This window comes from Acidicapsa acidisoli (assembly GCF_025685625.1).
GTDB classification, from domain to species: Bacteria; Acidobacteriota; Terriglobia; order Terriglobales; family Acidobacteriaceae; genus Acidicapsa; species Acidicapsa acidisoli.
This window is the reverse complement of the sequence record NZ_JAGSYI010000001.1, coordinates 588,892-608,123: the sequence shown is the minus strand read 5'-3', so window position 1 is coordinate 608,123 and position 19,232 is coordinate 588,892. Positions and strand designations below refer to the sequence as shown.

The 19,232-nt window shown below is 58.0% G+C and carries 19 protein-coding genes; 14 read left to right on the top strand and 5 right to left on the bottom strand.

What is annotated here, in order from left to right:
- Entirely contained in the window at positions 1-420 is a 420-nt protein-coding gene (locus OHL23_RS02500; RefSeq protein WP_263350195.1) for a DUF1398 family protein, read from the top strand.
- Positions 421-498: 78 nt separating this feature from the next.
- On the top strand, positions 499-1,260 hold the full coding sequence (locus OHL23_RS02495) for an ATP-binding protein (RefSeq protein WP_263350194.1): 762 nt from the start codon (positions 499-501) through the stop codon (positions 1,258-1,260).
- A 28-nt stretch (positions 1,261-1,288) separates the two neighbouring features.
- Here the strand turns inward: OHL23_RS02495 and OHL23_RS02490 are convergent, their stop codons facing one another.
- Positions 1,289-1,429 carry a hypothetical protein gene (locus tag OHL23_RS02490; RefSeq protein ID WP_263350193.1) on the bottom strand — a complete coding sequence of 47 codons (141 nt, stop codon included), beginning with the start codon at positions 1,427-1,429 and terminating at the stop codon, positions 1,289-1,291.
- Positions 1,430-1,769: 340 nt separating this feature from the next.
- Between OHL23_RS02490 and OHL23_RS02485 the strand changes: the two genes are divergently transcribed.
- The 8 genes from OHL23_RS02485 to OHL23_RS02450 all read left to right on the top strand — a co-directional run bounded on the left by OHL23_RS02485 (position 1,770) and on the right by OHL23_RS02450 (position 8,993).
- Complete coding sequence (locus OHL23_RS02485) at positions 1,770-2,303, top strand: DUF2393 domain-containing protein (RefSeq protein WP_263350192.1); 534 nt, start codon at positions 1,770-1,772, stop codon at positions 2,301-2,303.
- A gap of 277 nt (positions 2,304-2,580) precedes the next feature.
- On the top strand, positions 2,581-3,480 hold the full coding sequence (locus OHL23_RS02480) for an OmpA family protein (protein ID WP_263350191.1): 900 nt from the start codon (positions 2,581-2,583) through the stop codon (positions 3,478-3,480).
- A gap of 219 nt (positions 3,481-3,699) precedes the next feature.
- Positions 3,700-4,779 carry a dTDP-glucose 4,6-dehydratase gene (gene rfbB / locus OHL23_RS02475; protein ID WP_263350190.1) on the top strand — a complete coding sequence of 360 codons (1,080 nt, stop codon included), beginning with the start codon at positions 3,700-3,702 and terminating at the stop codon, positions 4,777-4,779.
- A 95-nt stretch (positions 4,780-4,874) separates the two neighbouring features.
- Positions 4,875-5,513: an energy transducer TonB gene (locus tag OHL23_RS02470; protein ID WP_263350189.1), complete on the top strand. Its 639-nt coding sequence runs from the start codon at positions 4,875-4,877 to the stop codon at positions 5,511-5,513.
- Positions 5,514-5,602: 89 nt separating this feature from the next.
- On the top strand, positions 5,603-6,547 hold the full coding sequence (locus OHL23_RS02465; protein WP_263350188.1) for a P-loop NTPase family protein: 945 nt from the start codon (positions 5,603-5,605) through the stop codon (positions 6,545-6,547).
- 114 nt (positions 6,548-6,661) lie between these two features.
- Positions 6,662-7,282 (top strand): nitroreductase family protein, encoded by a 621-nt coding sequence (locus OHL23_RS02460; protein WP_263350187.1) that lies wholly within the window; start codon positions 6,662-6,664, stop codon positions 7,280-7,282.
- Between the two features lie 65 nt (positions 7,283-7,347).
- Entirely contained in the window at positions 7,348-8,043 is a 696-nt protein-coding gene (locus tag OHL23_RS02455; RefSeq protein WP_263350186.1) for a YdcF family protein, read from the top strand.
- A 176-nt stretch (positions 8,044-8,219) separates the two neighbouring features.
- Positions 8,220-8,993: a hypothetical protein gene (locus OHL23_RS02450; protein WP_263350185.1), complete on the top strand. Its 774-nt coding sequence runs from the start codon at positions 8,220-8,222 to the stop codon at positions 8,991-8,993.
- 12 nt (positions 8,994-9,005) lie between these two features.
- On the opposite strand, the gene OHL23_RS02445 is transcribed toward OHL23_RS02450, so the two are convergent.
- Positions 9,006-9,998 carry an aldo/keto reductase gene (locus tag OHL23_RS02445; protein WP_263350184.1) on the bottom strand — a complete coding sequence of 331 codons (993 nt, stop codon included), beginning with the start codon at positions 9,996-9,998 and terminating at the stop codon, positions 9,006-9,008.
- Between the two features lie 162 nt (positions 9,999-10,160).
- On the opposite strand from OHL23_RS02445, the gene OHL23_RS02440 reads away from it, so the two are divergent.
- Positions 10,161-11,288, top strand: a complete 1,128-nt coding sequence (locus OHL23_RS02440; RefSeq protein WP_263350183.1) for a glycosyltransferase family protein — start codon at positions 10,161-10,163, stop codon at positions 11,286-11,288.
- Positions 11,289-11,400: 112 nt separating this feature from the next.
- Here the strand turns inward: OHL23_RS02440 and ndk are convergent, their stop codons facing one another.
- Positions 11,401-11,817 carry a nucleoside-diphosphate kinase gene (gene ndk, locus OHL23_RS02435; protein ID WP_263350182.1) on the bottom strand — a complete coding sequence of 139 codons (417 nt, stop codon included), beginning with the start codon at positions 11,815-11,817 and terminating at the stop codon, positions 11,401-11,403.
- Positions 11,818-11,917: 100 nt separating this feature from the next.
- On the opposite strand from ndk, the gene OHL23_RS02430 reads away from it, so the two are divergent.
- The gene (locus OHL23_RS02430; protein WP_263350181.1) at positions 11,918-14,020 is read left to right on the top strand and encodes a M13 family metallopeptidase; all 2,103 of its coding nucleotides are present in this window, start codon (positions 11,918-11,920) and stop codon (positions 14,018-14,020) included.
- 427 nt (positions 14,021-14,447) lie between these two features.
- Here the strand turns inward: OHL23_RS02430 and sucD are convergent, their stop codons facing one another.
- A complete protein-coding gene (gene sucD / locus OHL23_RS02425; RefSeq protein ID WP_263350180.1) occupies positions 14,448-15,323 on the bottom strand; it encodes a succinate--CoA ligase subunit alpha in 876 nt (291 codons plus the stop codon).
- Positions 15,324-16,502, bottom strand: coding sequence for an ADP-forming succinate--CoA ligase subunit beta (sucC, locus tag OHL23_RS02420; protein ID WP_263350179.1), 1,179 nt, complete (start codon positions 16,500-16,502; stop codon positions 15,324-15,326).
- A gap of 210 nt (positions 16,503-16,712) precedes the next feature.
- Here sucC and trpD point away from each other — a divergent pair, with 210 nt between their 5' ends.
- Together trpD and OHL23_RS02410 are read left to right on the top strand one after the other, a co-directional pair.
- Positions 16,713-17,780 (top strand): anthranilate phosphoribosyltransferase, encoded by a 1,068-nt coding sequence (trpD, locus tag OHL23_RS02415; protein WP_263350178.1) that lies wholly within the window; start codon positions 16,713-16,715, stop codon positions 17,778-17,780.
- 75 nt (positions 17,781-17,855) lie between these two features.
- A complete protein-coding gene (locus tag OHL23_RS02410; protein ID WP_263350177.1) occupies positions 17,856-18,986 on the top strand; it encodes a toll/interleukin-1 receptor domain-containing protein in 1,131 nt (376 codons plus the stop codon).
- Positions 18,987-19,232 lie beyond the last annotated feature (246 nt).

Here is a 19,232-nt window from a genome sequence, read left to right as displayed (position 1 = left end):
ATGACCACGATGGGAGAAGCAACCATGAATACGGAAGTGATGCACTGGGCAACCGAAGGATCGGAAGCGGGCCAACTACGCTTTCCGGAGGTGGTGGGAGCACTGGTAGCCGCGGGTGTGGAGTCGTATTGTGCGGATCTCGTTCGCGGCGAGAAAACCTACAATATGCCGAGCGGCGAGAACTATGTGGTGAAGTCGAAGCTGCCGGTGACTGCAATTGCCGACGAGTATTCCGAGGAAGGGGTGGTCGCTGCGATTCGCGGAGCGCAGGCCGATGCGATCCGATACCCGGAGTTTCTGCTGAAATCCCGGGCGGCTGGGGTGGTGGCTTACTGGGTTTTCTTGATCGGGCGGCGGGCTGTGTATCTGGGACGCAAGGGCGAGGTTCATATTGAGGAGTTTCCCGGTGCGCGGTCTTGATATCCACATTTGCAGAGTCTGCGAAGACGCTCGCGACGGTGGGATTCTGCGCTAGGCTGATTAAGTGGTGATGGTCTGATGGATGAGGTTTGCCAAGAGTGCGGTGGGGCGGGGATGGTGCTGGCGGTAGATGCAGCTGGAAGACGGGTGGCGCGCGTCTGCCGCTGCCAGCAGGCAGCCGTCAGCGAGCATAAGGTCGCGGCGGCGCGGGTGCCGAAGCGGTATCAGCACTGCATCCTGGATAGCTTCGACACTACGTTTCCCAAGGCGGACCGATCCCTGAGCAAGGCGCTTGCGACGGCCCGGGGCTTCGTCAAAGGCTACCCCGTTGAGACGGATGGCAAGGGATTGCTGATTACCGGGTCCATTGGGGTGGGCAAAACGCATCTCGCTGTCGGGATACTGCTGGCGCTGGTGGCGGAAAAGGGCGCGCAGGCGCTCTTTTACGACTATCGGGAACTACTGAAGCAGATTCAGCACAGCTACAATCCGCAGGTCAATTCCACGGAGTTGGATGTTCTCAAGCCGGTATTCGATGCCGAAGTGCTGGTGCTGGACGAGCTAGGAGCCCAGAAGCCCACGGACTGGGTCTGGGACACGGTTGCGCTGATTCTGAACACCCGCTACAACGACAAACGGACGACGATTATCACCACGAACTATGCGGATTTGCCTCCGGCGGCCGCAAGCCTTTCCTCGACACAGCGGGCTGTGCGCGAAGAAACGCTGGGAGACCGCATTGGAGAACGCATGCGGTCGCGGCTTACGGAGATGTGCGTGCGACTGGAAATGAACGGCGCAGATTTTCGCCAGGGAGTGGCGCGAGCCAAATTCGGTTGATTCGGTTAAGTCGTAAATTCGGTTGAGACTAAAAACTGATCAGAAAGAGCACGATTGCCAGAATAGTGGCCGCCTGGTAGACGAAATTGCCTGCCTTATCGTGCTGTTCCTCGTCCCCATGGGAAGGCGTCATCGAGGCAACAGTCTGATTGGGGTGCATCGCGTTCATTGCCGTGACGTCCTTTCCGGGGAAGTGATCACTGAGAATCGAGTTGCGGGAAAAGTATGTGAATTAAGGGGTTCTGTACTTCGAACCGCTCAATTAGTAGATGCATTTCCTGGCAACAATGATCCGTGAATTTCCGTGTGCAAGATACTCCTCGATCTGTGTACGCAACGACACTATCGTCGGGTTTTGATTGCCGGATTGTGCTACGGATCTTCCTACATTGATAAACGCGAAAGATCGCTAAATGTTCCGTCAATCCACAAGAAATATTCCGAAGCGTTCGACCGAAATGGGACAACATGCGGCGGTGTAGAATCGCGATGAAAGGGCGAAGAAACCGATGGAACCCGAGATCACATCCACTGAATCCACAGGCCAATCTTCCATTGGGCGAGAGCGAAACTGGGCGCCTCTGGCAATCGCGGTTGCCGTTGGAATTGTGATTGTGGTGGCGGGTCTTCTCCTGAGCGGCCGTGCGAGGCATGCGCAGGACTCTGGCGGTTTGTCCGGGACTCCAGATCCATATGCGGCCAGGCTTCCCATTACCAATCTGGCAATGAGCGAGTCCTCCAACCTGGCCGGCGGCAAGGTTACCTATCTGGACGGTCATATCACTAATACGGGGGACCGCACTGTGAATGAGGTCGTGGTGCAGGTGACGTTCCGCGATTATGCGAACAAGGTGGCGCAGAGCCAGAAATTGCCCTTGACGCTGATCCGGATGCGGGAGCCGTATATCGACACGGTAATGGTGTCAGCCGCTCCGCTGAAGCCGGGGGCGCAGCAAGACTTTCGGCTGAACTTTGACACGGTTTCTCCGGATTGGGCTGGGGCCTTGCCCGAGGTGCAAATCCTGCATGTTGGACTCAAGTAACAGTCTCTGGAGTGCAGGAGAAGCTCTCAATCCAGCCTTACACGGTAAAAATTACATGCTCCTGCAAAATCTACATCACAATTTCGGATCAATTGGCACGGGACAGGCGAAATAGGATGATGAAATATCCCGCAACTAAATCATTTTATTTGATTTACGAGATTCATCCAGCCGTCACAGGGTTTGGCAAAGCCATTGCTATGTACTAAGGCAAGCGGGCATGACCTGCAACGCTCCCGGCGTATCGCTGGAGCGAACAAAAACTGGGAGATTCCCAATGATGATTCGAAATATGTATCGAAAAAATTTCCCCGGCCAGGTCGCCGTATTCGCACTGGCATCTGCGTTATGTGTTTCTGCGGCTGCACAGCAGCCTGCAGATGGAACCAGCAACCCCGCCCCTTCGGCTGCGCAGTCCTCCCCCGGCGCTCAGGATCAAGGAAATAAACTGAGCGCGCCTCCGAAGGAGGGGTTCTGGGGCAGAGTAAACCCCTTCGCCAGAAAGAAGTGGGTAGACCGTCGGCTTGACCCGATCAAGGGTGAGTTGAACGAGCTGGACGAAGTAAACGCGAAGAATGCCCGCGACATCAAGGATGTTGACAGCCGCGCACAGGCTGGCATCAATAAGGCCCAGACGACTGCCGATGGCGCAAATCAGATAGCGACCGCTGCGGGGCAGCAGGCTCAACAGGCAGGGACGATTGCCGGCCAGGCGAGCGGGAAAGTCGATCAGTTGAATGGTACAGTCAACGGACTGGACAAGTACGCCGAGAAAAACACCCTCTCGATCGCTTTCCGGCGTGGTTCGACAGTGCTGTCGGATGACGACAAAAAGCAACTCGACGACCTTGCGGCAAATCTTACCGGGCATCAGGGCTATCTGCTGGAAGTGGAAGCCCACGCTCCAGGATCTGGAAGCCTCGGTATCCAGAATTCCAACCGGTTAGCTGAGGTAGTGAAGCGCTACCTCGTAACCCAACATGAAATTCCCGTCTACCGAATGCACTCCGTAGCGCTGGGCAACGCCCCGGTTGCGCCGACTGCAACTGGCGATACGAAAGAGACGCCAGTTCACACGAGCTATGTTGAGCTCCGGTTGATGGAAAACAGTTTGGCGGCCCAGGATGGGTCCACCCCCCGGTTAAACCCATCCCAGTCAGGTGCGGTCCAACCCTAACCGGTTGTAGCCACGCCCCGAGGCTTTAACCCGCGCCTACGGCTCCCTGCCGCGGCCGCCAACCAAGCTCTCGCAACACGAGAGAACCAAGGCAACTTGGCCCCCGACGAAATCGGGGGCCGTTTTTTTTGTTTGCGAGACTTAGTTTGGAATTGAACGCGGTACTTGCCACAAAACTGTCATGGTCTGTTGACGGGCTCGCAGTTAGACTAAACTACGATGCTCACTCATGAATCTCCTGTCCTTGTGACTGGCGGCGCCGGATTTATCGGCTCGCACTTTGTTCTGGACTGGTTCTCGACAGTCGGTACGCCGTTGGTGAACCTGGACAAGCTCACGTACGCCGGTAATCTGCGCAATCTGCTGCCCGTCGCCGATCTGCCCGGGTATCACTTTGTGCGCGGCGATATTCGGGATCGAGAGCTGATCGACCGCCTGATGAACGAATTCTCTCCGCGGGCGATTGTGCATCTGGCTGCTGAAAGCCATGTCGACAGGTCGCTGGTCGGGCCGGGCGAGTTTCTCGATACCAACATTCACGGAACGTTTGTGCTGCTGGAGGCCGCGCGGGCCTATTTGGACAAGCTGGACTCCGACGATCGCGCAAAGTTCCGCTTTCTGCACGTTTCCACGGATGAGGTATTCGGTTCATTGAAGCCGGGCGATGCTCCGTTCGAGGAGACATTTGCCTTCCGGCCGAATAGTCCTTACGCCGCCTCGAAGGCTGCAAGCGATCTTTTGGTGCGCGCCTGGGGCAAAAGTTACGGATTTCCGGCTGTAGTGACCAATTGCTCGAACAATTACGGGCCGCTGCAGTTTCCAGAGAAGCTGTTGCCGCTGATTCTGAACCGCGCCATTCACGGCGAGCCGCTGCCGATCTATGGTGACGGCTTGCAGGTGCGGGACTGGCTCTACGTCGGCGATCACGCGGCGGCGTTGCGGGTGGCGCTCGAAAAGGGTGTTCCGGGGCAGACGTACAACATCGGCGGATGGAATGAGCAGGCCAATCTGGATACGGTGCAGATGCTGTGCGCGCTGCTCGACGAGTTTTTGCCCAATTCGCCGCACCGGCCCCATGCGCAGTTGATGAAATTTGTCACCGACCGGCCGGGGCATGACCGCCGATACGCAATCAATGCAACGAAGGCTGAGCGGGAGCTGGGCTGGCGGCCCAAAGAAACCTTTGCGTCGGGGCTGCGAAAGACGGTGCGCTGGTATCTGGATAACCAGGCCTGGGTGCAGGAAGTGACCTCGGGAGCATATCGGGAGTGGATGGAGACGAATTACGGTGCACGATAGGCGTTGCGCGCCGTCTAAATACTGATTGGCCAGATAATGGGTTTGAGGACTTCGGTTCTCCCCCAGGAACGGTTAGTGCAGTCGATGGAGGGGCAATGCGTGTTTTCCTTTCACGGTTGAAATTCCTGTTGAAAGCGGAACGTTCGCAGCATAGGGGCACGCTGCTATCCATCGTTGTTCACTCCAGCCTTGTCCTCCTGCTCTTTGGCGGTTTCCATAAGTCTTCCGTGGTAATGGCGCCCTATCGGCTGCCCGGTACCGCTCAGGGGGTCACCCTGTTGACGTACTTCAGCCCTGGCAGTTTTCAGGCGGTAACCTCGAAATCCCCGATAAAAAGCCCGGAGAAGACCAGACCGGCTCCCGCGATTCATCTCGATTTGAGAACATCCCAGCCGATTCGGTCCGAGGCTGCGCAATCGCAGGCAGGCATTGGAACGTCGGCGCAAAGCGGGCTTGGCGAGGGCGATATCACCATAGCTTTGCAGAGCTACTTTCCGTATCCGACGCCGGATCTATCGGCTCTGCCGCATGGTACAAAGGGCGACGTGATCTTGGATGCGGTGATCGACGAGACGGGTAAAATCACCGCACTCACCTTGCTCAAGGGGCTGGGCTCGCCTGTCGATGAGTCGGTAATCGCGACCGTGCAGCAGTGGCGATATACACCGGCGATGCGTAAGGGCGTGCCGGTGGTTAGCGAACAAGAACTGCATTTTCACTATGAGCGAAGCTGATTCCGCAACCGGACCGGATTCCCCTCTGGGTCGCTCATTCATGAATCGAGTTTCATTCTTCTGCGCTGACCTGCTGCTATCCTGACCCTATGTTCGACCCGGCCGCCGGTAGCGACACAGCACTTCTGTTTACGGAGCAGTTGCTGGTCTTCGCGACCGTGATCGGCTCGATTGCTGCGCTGCCCAGCTTCATCGAATTCATCTCCGGCGTGCGTAAGCGCAAGGAGCGCATCGATCTGTCGCTTGAAGACGAGGCAGTTGACCAACTCCACCCTCGCCTTGCGGGCATGGACGAATTGCTCACCTCCATTGAGGACCTTGTGGACCGAGCGCGTTTCCCGCAGGCGTATCAGGAGCTGAAGATCGGCAACGAGGTGCTCATCATCGGCCCCAGCCAGAGCGGAAAGAAATCCCTCGCTCAGACTCTCGCGAAGGCCACCGGCATGGAGCGGCTGGTCACCGTCTACAACCCCCGCGACTCGGACGCGCTGGCCAAGGCCAAGAGCCTGGTCAGCGGGTATAAGCGCAAGAAAGTGATGCTGCTCCTGCCGCGCATCGACCTTGCGTACAAGTCGAGCGACCCGGATGTGCTGACCGAACTCGACGCCCTGATCGAGAGCACCTCCGAGCGGCAGAACGTGCTCGTTGTCGCCACAACAGTCAGTTTCGAACCGGACAGCGATCTGGACAATCTCTTCGGTATCAAGCTGGCGCTGCCCGGAGCTGAGGTTATCGGCGTTAACCGTCGGGAAATTCCGGACGAGGTTCAGCCCGAAGTCCAGCAGATGATGGCGGATGTGGCCCGCTTCTACCTGGCTGAGGCGAAGCGCCGCGGTTCTCAGGTCCAGGGCATGAGCGAAGACGAGTTCTGCGCCCTGATCCTCGCAGACGCGATGAACCCCGCCGAAGTCGAGGACATTGTGGTGCTTTGCGAAACGGCTGCGCTCTTTCGCCGCCGCACCGGACGCGCAAGCCAACTGATCTTTACCCGCGAAATCCTCAATACAGCCATCGCCCGCGTCGTAATTGGCTGAAGGAATCGAAAAATCCCTGTTATAACAAATTTTTTACCGCACAGCGGCATCGTTGCAATGGAACCCTCATCTCATAAGAGGTGCGTATTCATTCCCGCTCAAGGAGTCTGTCAGATGCCGCTTTCCGCCGCCGAAGTCAACAAAGTGAAACAAGCCCCGTCCATTGAGGGCGTTTTGCCCGCCATTCATCACCGTTGGAGCCCGCGCTCCTTTGCTGACAAGGCCGTGCCATCCGCAGATCTGGAAAAAGTGTTCGAGGCGGCGCGCTGGGCTGCTTCTTCTTTCAACGAGCAGCCCTGGCGCTACTTCGTGGGACACAAGGGCGATGCAACATATAAGAAGATTTTTGCCACCCTCGTCGAATTCAATCAATTCTGGGCCGAGTCCGCTCCGGTCCTGATCCTGGGCGTTGCTTCAACAAAATTTAGTCACAACGGCGCGGACAATGGCTATGGTCTCTATGATCTGGGCGCTGCCACGTCCCTGCTGACGCTGCAGGCTGCGGCGTTGGGTCTGTCAACGCACTCTATGGCGGGCTTCGATCACGCAGCCGCGCTCGCGGCATTTGAGGTTCCGGCTGATTTCGTTGTCGGAGCGGTGACGGCTCTCGGCTATCAGGGCGAACCAGTGGCGTTGGGGCAAGAGCAAATGATCGCCATGGAAGAGGCTCCCCGGCAGCGGAAGCCGCTGAACGAGTTTGTCTTCTCTGCCTGGGAAGTTCCCGCAAAGCTGTAAATGCATGACATCGGCCTCGGTGGGTGGGCGTTCGTTCTCCGGTTACATTGGAAGATGGAGAATGAATGACCGCCCCTGTCCGTAAATCAGTCCCCACTCGCAGACCTGTACGCCGCTCGCCCCATGCGCGAAGCCGGAAAAATCCATGGCATCGCCAACCGCCGGTTGTAACCGCCTTCGCCTGCATCGGATTGATCTTGGCCGTCTTGCTCTGGGCGGTGATCGCCCGCCATTTCGCGCCAGTGAGTAACACAAACCGCGAAAGCTTCGACGCAATCGTGGTTCTGGGTACTCCCGCTGATAGCGACGGCAATCCCACGCCTGAACTTCTCGACCGCGTGACGGAAGCCGTGCATGAATACCAGCGCGGGGTCGCTCCACACCTGATTGTCACTGGTGCAGCCGCCCATAACCGCTTTGTCGAGGCAGATGTGATGGCTCGTGTCGCCGAGGCGCAAGGCGTGCCCGCCTCCCAGATCTTCGAAGAGTCGCAGGCGCGGGATACGATTCAAAACGCCTGTTACTCAAGCCGCCTGATGACGGCGCATGGCTGGCATTCCGCCGAGATAGTAAGCAGCGCGCCGCACCTGCCTCGCGCGGCGGTGATCTTTTCCCATCTATCGGAGAGCAAATTTGAGTGGCGCGTTCACCCCGCTGCCAATCTCACGCCCGGCTACTACAGCAACGCGGCAAATCTGATCGAGATTTTCAAAACCGCCAGATATCTGGTCTGGTCCCGATGGGCTGAAAGCTGCCCATAGGGACGTATCGCGAGCGGTCTGACGACTTCTCTTGCGAAAAGTTACGGCCGCGTCGAACTCAGGCTATCCGGAATGAGATTGACGGAGTCTAAACTCGCATACCATTGATGTTTAGGGATGCTTAAGGTTTGTTGCACCCCACCCCCGCCATTTACCATTCAGGAGTGATACCTCTTTTGAATCGAGCCACTCGTACCCTGATCGTCGCCGCAACTGTGGCCGTCTTTGCCGTAGCCTTGCAGGCCCAGGACAATGCTCCGGCCTCCTCGTCGCAGGCCCCGCCGCCATCGCAGAATCAGTCTCAGACCCAGTCGCAGCAGCCGGCCACCAGCGCCAACGGCACGTACATCGCGGTCGACCCGCTGGCTGGCGTGAAGTATGACAATCGCTGGGATGTTTCTGTTGGCCTCGCTTCCGGGCACATTCATGCCGGGCCGAATCTGCGCGAAGGCGCGGACCTTGGTGGCCTGGATATCTCCGGATCGTATTGGCTGACGAAACATTGGGGCCTTGAGGCCAGCGGACGCGCCTACCTGGGCACCAGTGGAACCCTGCCGGCTGCGGCCGGTCCGCCGTACAACGAGAGCGGTGTATTTGTAGCGCAATATATGTTCCTGGGCGGTGTAGAGTACCTCGGGCCACACAACAAGCACATTGCGCTTATCCCGCATGCCCTGATTGGCGGCGCATACGGAGACTTCAACAAGGAAATCGGCCGCGGTGGATCGACAACCGGCCCGACTGGCATTGCGGGTTTCTATGACAATCAGGTTGCGCTCGGCGGAGCCTTTGGCGGCCACATCGACCTCAACCGCTCACCGCACTGGGTCTTCCGCATTACGCCCGACGCGCTGCTCACGGGCTACGACGGCACCAGCCAGTATCCGCATACGCAGTGGAACTTCGGCATCTCGGTTGGCGTGCAGTACAAGTTCAAGAAGAAGCGGTAGGGGCAGCAGTCCCTACCGTCTCACCTGGGGCGTGAGATACTCCGGTCCCACCGGATCGGTGACGGATTCGGCCACGATCTGATCGATCTCCGCCATTGCAGCTTCGTCCAGTTTCCAGTCCAGCACTCCGGCGACCGCGTTCAGTTGTTCCGGCCGCCTTGCTCCCCATAAAGCGACGCTCACGCCGGGCCGGTCCAGAACCCATCGCGCTGCCAGTTCGAGCACGCTCTTGCCATAACGGTCTCTGGCGAGGGTTGCAAGCCGATGTACGGCACCCAAATACTGAGAAAAGCGCGGAGGCTGAAACTTCGGGTCAGCCGTTCGGATATCTCCGTCCGGAAAACGCGCATCGTGGGTAAGTCGCCCGCCAAGTAAACTCCTGCATAGCGAACTGTACGTCAGTACGGCAACATGATTTCGCGCGCACCATGGCAGAATCTCCGCGTCAATCTCGCGCTCGAAGAGATTGTATGGCGGCTGATTCGACGCCAGAGGCGCAACGCTTCGAAACGCCTCCATCTGAGATATGCTGAAGTTGCTCACGCCAAGGGCGCGCACTTTGCCTTCACGCTGAAATTCGGCTAACACGCCCGCGGTCTCTTCCACGGGAACCAGATGATCGGGCCAGTGCACCTGGTAGAGATCGATGTATTCGGTTCCCAGTCTCCGCAGACTGTCTTCCAATTCCTGCCGAAGGCGCGAGGCCGTCGAGTCGGCAAAGACGCCGGGGCGGCCTGGGATATCCCAGCGCAGGCCACACTTGGTCGCAATGTAGAACGCATCCCGCTGGCCATGTTGGCGCATCGCGTGGCCAACGAGTTCTTCCGCGCGCCCATGGCCGTAAATCGGCGCTGTATCGATCAGGTTGATGCCGTGTTCCAGCGCGTGCAGAATGGTCGCGATGGCTTCCGAATCCGGAACAGCACCCCAGTCCAGGCCGCCGATTGCCCATGTTCCCAATCCGATCCGGGAGACGTTCCTGCCTTCAATGCGTGTGAATTCCATCGGCGCAAGAATATCTCATTTCACCGGTGCTCCGCAGATATCCGTAAGTCCCTTGGAAAGAGTTGCCTCGCATACAATCAAAGTGTCGCTGGCACGTGCCGCACTGGTGCCGCACTACTAGCCGCACTTCATCCCCGGACCCTGGACCAGGACAAGGACGAGATGCCAAACAGGCCAAACAGGTCGATACTCCAGATCGTCTCAGGTTTCAAACCAACCATAGATGGGATGGGTGATTTCGCGCGTCGCTTAGGAACGGCGCTTTGGCAGCGTAGTAACCTTCGCAGCCACTTCGTTGTCTATCGCACCCCATCGAAGCCATTCGATTCCGGCGAGATTCACCCCAACACGTTTTCCTATTCCGCGGAGCCGTCCGCCTCCGCTCTTATTGAAGAGGTCGACCGGTTGCTGCGTCTCGAAAAGTTCGATTGCGTGCTGCTGCACTACGGTCCCTACGGGTACTCGCGCACCGGCGAGCCGCTGGAATTTGTCCGTGAGATGGTGGAAATCGCAGCCGATACACGCATGCTGGTTTTCTTTCATGAGCTCTACGCCTCGGGAATGCCATGGCAGCGGGCTTTCTGGACCAACCGCCAGCAACGGGAGAGCGTGGACCAGCTGCTGAGCAACGCCAGTGTCGCATTCAGTTCAAACGCCAAGTACATGCAGCGTCTGGAGGCCATGAACAAGGCCGGTTGCGAGCTGATCAAGATCCCCATCTTCTCCAATATCGGCGAACCGGAAGCTCTCCAGCCTCTGAAACAGCGATCGAGACAGATGGTGATCTTCGGACAGCTCGTTACGCGTAACCGGCTGTACCGGGAGCATCGCCGTGTGCTGGAAAATATCTGTCGAATATTGCGCATCGAGAAGGTCGTTGATGTCGGATCGGGGCGCAGCCCGGATCTCCCCGCCGCGCTCGCAGGCGCAGAAGTCCGCAGCACCGGCTGGATGGATGAAGACCATCTCAGCGAGCTGATGGCAGACAGCATCGCGGGAGTCGTTGGCTACTGGCCTGACGTGTGGGAGAAGTCCGGCATCATCGCCGCGTACCAGGCGCATGCCCTTGTTCCAATCGTTGTAGAACTGGAACCGAGAAACATTCCTGCCCCGCCCTACCTTCCCTACGTGCTGGCGGAAAGCATTTCGAGTTTTGTAAGCAGGGATGGCAGCACAACGGATGCGGGAATGCAGCAGATTGCCGATGCCGCTCACGCCTATTACATGCGCCATCAGTCGGTCCAACGCTGCGCGGATGTAATCATGGGTTGCACGACGGTAGACGCTTAGCCCGCGACAGGCCATATGAAAGAGGATAGAAACAAGTATCGCGTGGCCGCTCGATTAAGGAACGGCCACGCGATGCGTTTCACTTAGATGCGCAGGTTATGCGGGAAATGCCCTAAACCAGCTCGTAACCAGCGAACCAGTATCCGATTTCAAAGGCCGCCGTCTCCGGCGCGTCCGAACCATGGATCGCATTCTCTTCAATCGACCCTGCGTACTTCTTGCGAATCGTTCCCTCTTCGGCGTTCGCCGGATTAGTCGCTCCCATGAGCTTTCTCAGATCGGCAATCGCATTTTCCTTCTCGAGAACCAAGAGAACGATTGGCCCGGAGGACATGAACGTCGTGAGCGAATCGAAAAACGGACGCGCGCTGTGGACCGCATAAAAGCCCTCCGCCTGAGGCTTTGAGATCGACTGTTTTTTGATCGAGGCGATCTGGAAACCAGCCTTTTCGATCTCCGCCAGAATAGCGGCCGTGTAACCCTTCCGAACCGCGTCCGGCTTGATGATGCTGAAAGTGCGTTGCGACACTGGACTTGCTCCTTGCTTCAAATTGCGTTTCCCATCCATTGTAATTGGCGATTTGCGCAGACGTATAAAGTTGCCCCTTCGGTCTGCTAGAGTCTTGAACATGCTTCGGATTTGTTCGAATTCTCCAGTGCATTTTCCGTCTTCCGGCAGTCTTCTGGCATGCTCGATCCTGTTCCTGGCCGCATTTCCCGCGGTGAGCCAGCAGCCCGCTGCGCCAGCGGATGCCCCCGCGCCTGCCCATGAGCTGCGGGTGTTTGATCCTTCGCTGATTGATACCTCGGTCGACCCTTGCGACAACTTCTACCAGTTCTCCTGCAAGGGATGGTTCAAACGCAATCCGCTGCCCGCCGATCAGACCTCATACGGCCGCTTCACCGAGCTATACGAGCTGAATCGCCTGCATCTGAAGCAGATCCTCGTAGAGGCATCCACAACCAACGGCACGCGGTCCGTCAACGAACAGAAAATCGGGGATGAATATGCCAGCTGTATGGATGTGGCAGGGATTAACCAGAAGGGCATTGCCCCGCTGCAGCCTGAGCTGGATCGCATCGCCGCGCTGAAGAATAAAGCCGAACTGCCGGCACTCCTCGCGCATCTTCAAACGATTGGCGTCAATGCATTCTTCGGCATGGGGGCAGCGCAGGACTACGCCGACTCAGCCTCGGTCATCGCGACCTTCTACGCCGCCGGTCTGGGACTGCCCGAGCGGGATTACTACACCCGAACCGACGCCAAGTCTGTCGAGCAGCGCCAGCAGTACGTAGCCCACGTAAAAAAGATCCTGCAACTCGCGGGAGAGCCCGACGCCCGGGCGGCGAAGGATGCGCAAACCGTTCTCGCCATCGAAACCCGTTTGGCTGAGGCGTCGCTCACCGTCACCGAACAGCGCGACCCGCAGAACCTGAACCACCCCACGGATTTGGCCGCCATGTCCGCGATGCTGCCACATTTCTCGCTGGCAACCTACATGACGGCCGATCATGCGCCTGCCACCGGCAAAATGAACGATACCGAGCCGAAGTTTTATGCGGCCTTCAACACGGTCGTAGCCGACACCTCCCTTGACCAGATCAAGGTCTACCTGCGCTGGCACCTGCTCCACGCTTTCGCCGGTACAAGCCTTCCCGAGAGCTTCGATCAGGAGAACTGGAACTTCTATGCCCACACGCTGAACGGCGCCGAGAAGCAGCAGGAGCGCTGGAAGCGCTGCACCAGCCGCGTCGACTTGGAGATGGGCGAGGCTCTGGGCAAGGTCTATGTCGACCACTATTTCCCGCCTGCAGAAAAGCAGCGCACGCTGGATATGACGCTGGCCATCGAGCAGGCCATGGATAAGGACATCGATTCTCTCGATTGGATGAGCGCAGAAACCAAGGTCCGCGCCAAGGAAAAGCTGCACGGCGTCATGAACAAGATCGGCTACCCCGATAAGTGGCGCGATTACTCAAAACTGGAGATCGTTCGCGGGGACGCCATAGGCAACCAGATTCGCGCGCACGAGTTCGAACACGCGCGCGACTTGGCCAAGATCGGCAAGCCTGTCGATAAAGGTGAGTGGGAGATGACCCCGCCCACTGTCAACGCCTACTACGATCCGCAACAGAACAACGTCAATTTCCCCGCAGGTTATCTGCAGCCGCCCTTTTTCAGCGGCAAGGAAGACGACGCAGCCAACTACGGCGATATGGGATCGACCATCGGCCATGAACTAACCCACGGCTTCGACGACGAGGGCCGCCAGTTCGATGCCACCGGCAATCTCAAGAACTGGTGGACCAAGGACGATGAGTCAAAGTTCACCGACCGCGCCGACTGCATGGTCAAGCAATATGACGCCATCGAGTCCGTGCCCGGCGTGCATCTGAACGGCAAACTCACCGAGGGCGAAAATCTCGCCGATCTGGGCGGCCTCTGGCTGGCCTGGATAGCATGGCAGGAAAAGGCCGAAGCCGCGCATCTCGATATGGCCGCGAAGACCGACGGCTACACCCCCGAGCAGCGTTTCTGGATCGCCTACGCCCAGCAATGGTGCACCCAAACGCGCCAGGAAGACCTGCGCTCTCGTGCTTTAACCGACCCTCATGCGCCGGACGAATACCGCACAAACGCCATCCTTCAGGACCTGCCGGAGTTCGCGAAGAGTTTCTCCTGCAAGGCTTCGCAAAAGATGGTTAGTCCCAAACCATGCCGCGTTTGGTAGAAGGCCATGATTTGAAGAAAATCGAGCTTGAATGGGGAACTCTTGTTCTGAAGTTTTCGTAACGCGATTAGTGGTCACTGAGCGCGCGTATGTCCGCTGATGGTAGTTCTCAACTCGAAGGATTGAAAGACTCAGCGGCGTCAGCGATTTACAGTGCTTTCGAAGCCTACGGATGGGTTGTACCAGCAACTTTGCTGGCAGTGCTATTGATTGGAACGACTCTTCTGATCTGTTGGTGGATGGACGGCCTTGACTTAGATCTCCCGCTGCTAGAAGGCGTGGGCGGGATCTTCCGTTCCGTCAGAGAATCGTGGCGAAAAGGTAAGAGGCGGTCTTCGAAGCGAGAGCCGCAATGTTGATGTCACCAGCAAAAACGAAGAGGCCCTCAACTTGGAGGGCCTCTTCAATTTTGCTTCATTTTCAAATGCTACGCTTTGCCGATGACTTCAGCGAGCTTTGCTCCGATGTCGGCGGGAGAAACAACAACATGAATGCCCGCATCCGTCATGGATTTCATCTTTTCAGCAGCCGTGCCCTGTCCGCCTGAGATGATCGCGCCGGCATGGCCCATGCGCCGTCCCGGAGGAGCCGTCTGCCCGGCGATAAAACCCACCACTGGCTTCTTCACATGCGCCTTGACGAACTCCGCAGCAGCTTCTTCAGCCGCTCCGCCAATCTCGCCGATCATGATGATCGCTTCAGTCTCGGGATCGTCATTCAACAGCCGCAGCGCATCAATATGCGTGGTTCCAATGATCGGATCGCCGCCGATGCCGATTGCGGTCGATTGCCCAATCCCGCGCTGCGTCAATTGATGGACAGCCTCGTAAGTCAGAGTCCCCGACTTCGAAACGATGCCCACCGAGCCTTCGAGGTGAATGCGCGCAGGCATGATGCCGATCTTGGCCTTGCCCGGCGAAATCACGCCAGGGCAGTTCGGTCCGATCAGACGTGATGACGAGCCTTTGATTTTGGCCCAGACCTTCACCATGTCCAGCGTCGGAATGCCCTCGGTAATAGCGACGATCAGCGGAATCTCCGCGTCCTCAGCTTCGAGAATCGCATCGGCAGCAAACGGCGGCGGCACAAAGATCACCGTCGCATTCGCGCCCGTCTTTTCGACAGCCTCGGCGACAGTATTGAAGACCGGCCAGCCCTCATGCGTCGTTCCACCCTTGCCGGGAGTCACGCCGCCAACAACATTGGTGCCATATTCCGCCGCACCCTTGGCGTGAAAGGTGCCCTCTTTGCCGGTAATTCCCTGCACGATTAATCGAGTGTTTTTATCGACTAAGACTGCCATTTATGCCACCGCCTTTGCTGCTGCAACTACAAGGTCAGCAGCCTCTTTCATCGTTGCGCCTACTTCAAAGTTCAAGCCTGATTCTTTCAATATCTTCCGGCCCTCCTCGACATTGGTGCCTTCTAGCCGCAGCACAATCGGCACCGTGACATTGAGATTGCGCGCAGCGGCGACCACACCAGTCGCCAGCCGGTCCACGCGCAGAATGCCACCAAAGATATTGATGAAGATGGCCTTCACGTTCTTGTCCGAAAGCAGAATCTCGAAAGCATGCTCGATCTGCTCCTGCGTAGCGCCGCCGCCCACATCCAGAAAGTTCGCCGGGCTTCCGCCTGCGTACTGAATGATGTCCATCGTCGCCATCGCCAAGCCCGCACCGTTGACCATGCAGGCAATCGAGCCATCGAGCTTGATGTAGTTCAGCGAATACTTGCTCGCTTCCACTTCCAGCGGATCTTCCTCGGCCACATCGCGCAGCGCCTTGATCTCCGGATGCCGGAAGAGCGCATTGTCGTCAAAGGTCATCTTCGCGTCCAACGCAAAAAGCTTGTCATCCTTGGTCGTAATGAAGGGATTGATCTCCACAAGCGAAGCATCCGTCTCGATAAATGCCTTGTACAGGCTCTGGAAGAAGCCGACAGCCTGATTGACCTGCGAAGGCTTCAGCCCCAGCGCAAAAGCCAGCTTGCGTCCCTGATATGCGGCGAGCCCGATCACCGGGTCAATCTCTTCCTTGTAGATCGCATCCGGATCCTTGGCCGCGACCTCTTCAATCTCCATGCCGCCGGCCTGCGAAGCCATAAACACCAGCTTGCCCGTGGCCCGGTCCAGCACGATGCCGAGATAGAGTTCGCGATCGATCGCCGCGGTCTCTTCCACCAGCAACCGCTGCACCTTCTGCCCCTGCGGACCGGTCTGGTGCGTCACCAGTTGCATGCCAAGAATGGCCTTGGCGGCTTCTTCCGCGGCCACCAGATCGCGCACGACTTTTACGCCGCCGCCTTTGCCGCGGCCTCCGGCATGAATCTGCGCCTTTACCACCACCCCGGAAGCGCCATTCGCCAGCAGGGTTCGCGCCGCTTCCGCAGCTTCCGGCAGCGTGTTTGCTACCTCACCCCGGGGCACGGGCACACCGTACTTCGCCAGGATCGTTTTTGCCTGATATTCATGAATTTTCATTGTCGGGTTGGGCTCTCTAGATCAAGGTGTGCTGTTTCGGGCTGCTCGCCCCTGAAACTCAAATTTGATCTCACAGGCATTCGCGTGAGATGCCGTCATAAGCAATCAAATACTATCGGACGCGGCAAAGGTGTCGCAAACCGCGATACCGCGATGGTGTACACGGCCTATACGATAAGGAGGACGATAAGAATTGCGAGGATTCTCCAGTTGTCCACATTGAAAGCCCTGCTCAAGCCGCTTGCCGAAGACGGCGCACCCCTCACCCGCGAACAATCCCGCGCCGCCCTGGCCGCTATCCTCGACCAACAAGTTCCCGATGTCGAAACCGCCGCTTTGCTCACCGCGCTCGCCACGCGCGGGGAACTCGCCCCCGAACTCGCCGGCTTTGTCGAAGAAATGCGTGCCCGCGCAACGCCTATTTCACTTACTGAGGAAGAGCGCAACCGGCTTGTGGACACCTGCGGCACGGGCGGCGGCGGACCGGCCACATTTAACATCTCCACCGGCGCGGCGCTCGTTGCCGCAGCCGCCGGTGCTCTTGTCGCCAAGCACGGCAACCGCGCCGTGACCTCCCGTTGCGGATCGGCGGACGTTCTGGAAGCTCTGGGAGTTCCGATTACGCTGCCGCCTGATCTGGCAGCCGAGTGTCTGCGCGAAACCGGTTTCGTCTTTCTCTATGCGCCCATGCTCCATCCCGCGATGAAAGCCGTCGCGCCATTGCGCACCGCCCTTGGATTCCGCACGATCTTCAACCTTTGCGGTCCTCTCACCAATCCCGCAGGCGCTCGCGCCCAGGTCATCGGAGTCCTCGCTCCCAGCCGCGCCTTGCTCATCGCACGCACTTTACTTGAGCTACAAACCACGCGCCGTGCTTTCGTGGTCCATGGCCTCGATGGCCTCGATGAACTGACCCTCACCGGCGAATCCGTTACAGTCCGCGTCGAACCTGCCGCCGAGACCCCCATCAAGGCCGCCCGCATCACTCCTGAAATGGCCGGTCTCCCACGCGCCACTCTGGAAGAGCTTTCCGGTGGCGATGGGCCTGATTTTGCGAAGGACAGCGCCAGCATTCTTTACGACATCCTCACCGGCATCCCGGGGCCTCGCCGCAATATTGTGCTCTTCAACGCCGCCGCGGCGCTGGTGGCCGCAGGTCTGGCCGAGGATCTCCAGGAAGGCGTGGCCCGCGCTGCCGAAGCCATCGATTCCGGCCAGGCTGCCGTCACCCTGCAAAAACTCCGCTTATTCGGCAAAAAATACGCCGTCGTCCCTTAAATATCATTTCATCTGTAGTTTCCCGTTGCCGATCAGATCAACTCAGCCTATTCTGGCTCGGGAGCAACCAGACACATGCCAGAGGATCAAAAGCCCAGCGCCGGGAGTCTGCAGGGGCGTGCAATCTTCATCAGCTACCGCCGCGACGATTCAGAGGGCGAAACCGGGCGGCTCTTTGACGATCTGGTGCGCGCCTACGGGGACGACAGCGTCTTCATGGACGTGGCCGGAATCGAGCCCGGACTCGACTTCCGCAAAGCTATCGATGCGAATGTCTCTAGTTGCGGCGTTCTGCTCGCCGTGATCGGCCCGTCGTGGGCGTCCGTCACCGACTCCAGCGGCAACCACCGCATCAATGACTCTAATGATTTTGTGCGTCTGGAGATTGCTTCCGCGCTCGCCCGCAGCATTCCGGTCATCCCGGTCCTCGTACATGGCGCCAAAATGCCGGCGCTGGATCAGCTTCCCGACGATTTGAAAGACCTGCGCTATCGCAACAGCGTCGAAATCACCCACGCCCGGTGGAATTCCGACGTAGCTCTATTAATTGGCGCGCTCAAAAGCTACGTCACCGTCAAAAAAGATCATGAAACCGAGACGGTTCACGCCACCGTCCCCGTACAACTGCCCGCACCGCAGACGCCCCCTTCCGCACCGGACAGTGCGCGCGACATTCCACACGACAATCCGCCCCGGAAATCCAGGCTTCCGCTGTTTGCCGGTGTTGGAGTCGCGGCTGCAATCGTATTGGCCGTTGTTATCTTCGCGGTTACGCACAACAACCCAACCCCGAATCCCCAACCTGGGCCGACGCCTCCGGTTACAGTTCCGGGCGCGGCTTTTGTGGGAGACTGGCAGGATGCAGAAACGCCCGAAGTGGGCGATAATCTGATTCGGCTGCGAGTCTCCGCCAATCCGGCGGATGCCCCGGGAAGATTTGAGGTGAATGCCTGGGGAAGGTGCCAGCCGGATCTGTGCGATTGGGGCATGCATCATGCGAAGCTCAATGGCGACGAACTGATAACCGAAAGCTGGGACCTCCGAAACAATCCCGAGGAAGTCAAATCGCAACGCAGCGTAGTTATTCGGATGCGCGTGACAGACTCCGGGCTGACCGTTACGGTCAGGAACACCAGGCACCCAAAAGGTCAGAGCGAACCAAAGATCCTCGAGAATCGTCTGGAACTAACCAAGGAATTTCGCTGAGCCAATTGCAGGGATCATGCTTTATTGCCCATGCTTCGAAAGCGGGATGGGTCAGAAGAAACGTCGGACATAGTTGGTCAGATTTCGTTGAGCGAGAATCTTAAAACATTGAAATTCGCCTGATCATCATCACTCTGAGGGACTGCGCTTCTCAAATTTAGAGAACCCATCCCCTCCAGACGCATGTTTGGACCCGTGTAGGCGGTCACACCTGAACCAAGATGCTCAAGAAAATAGTCGTTCAAG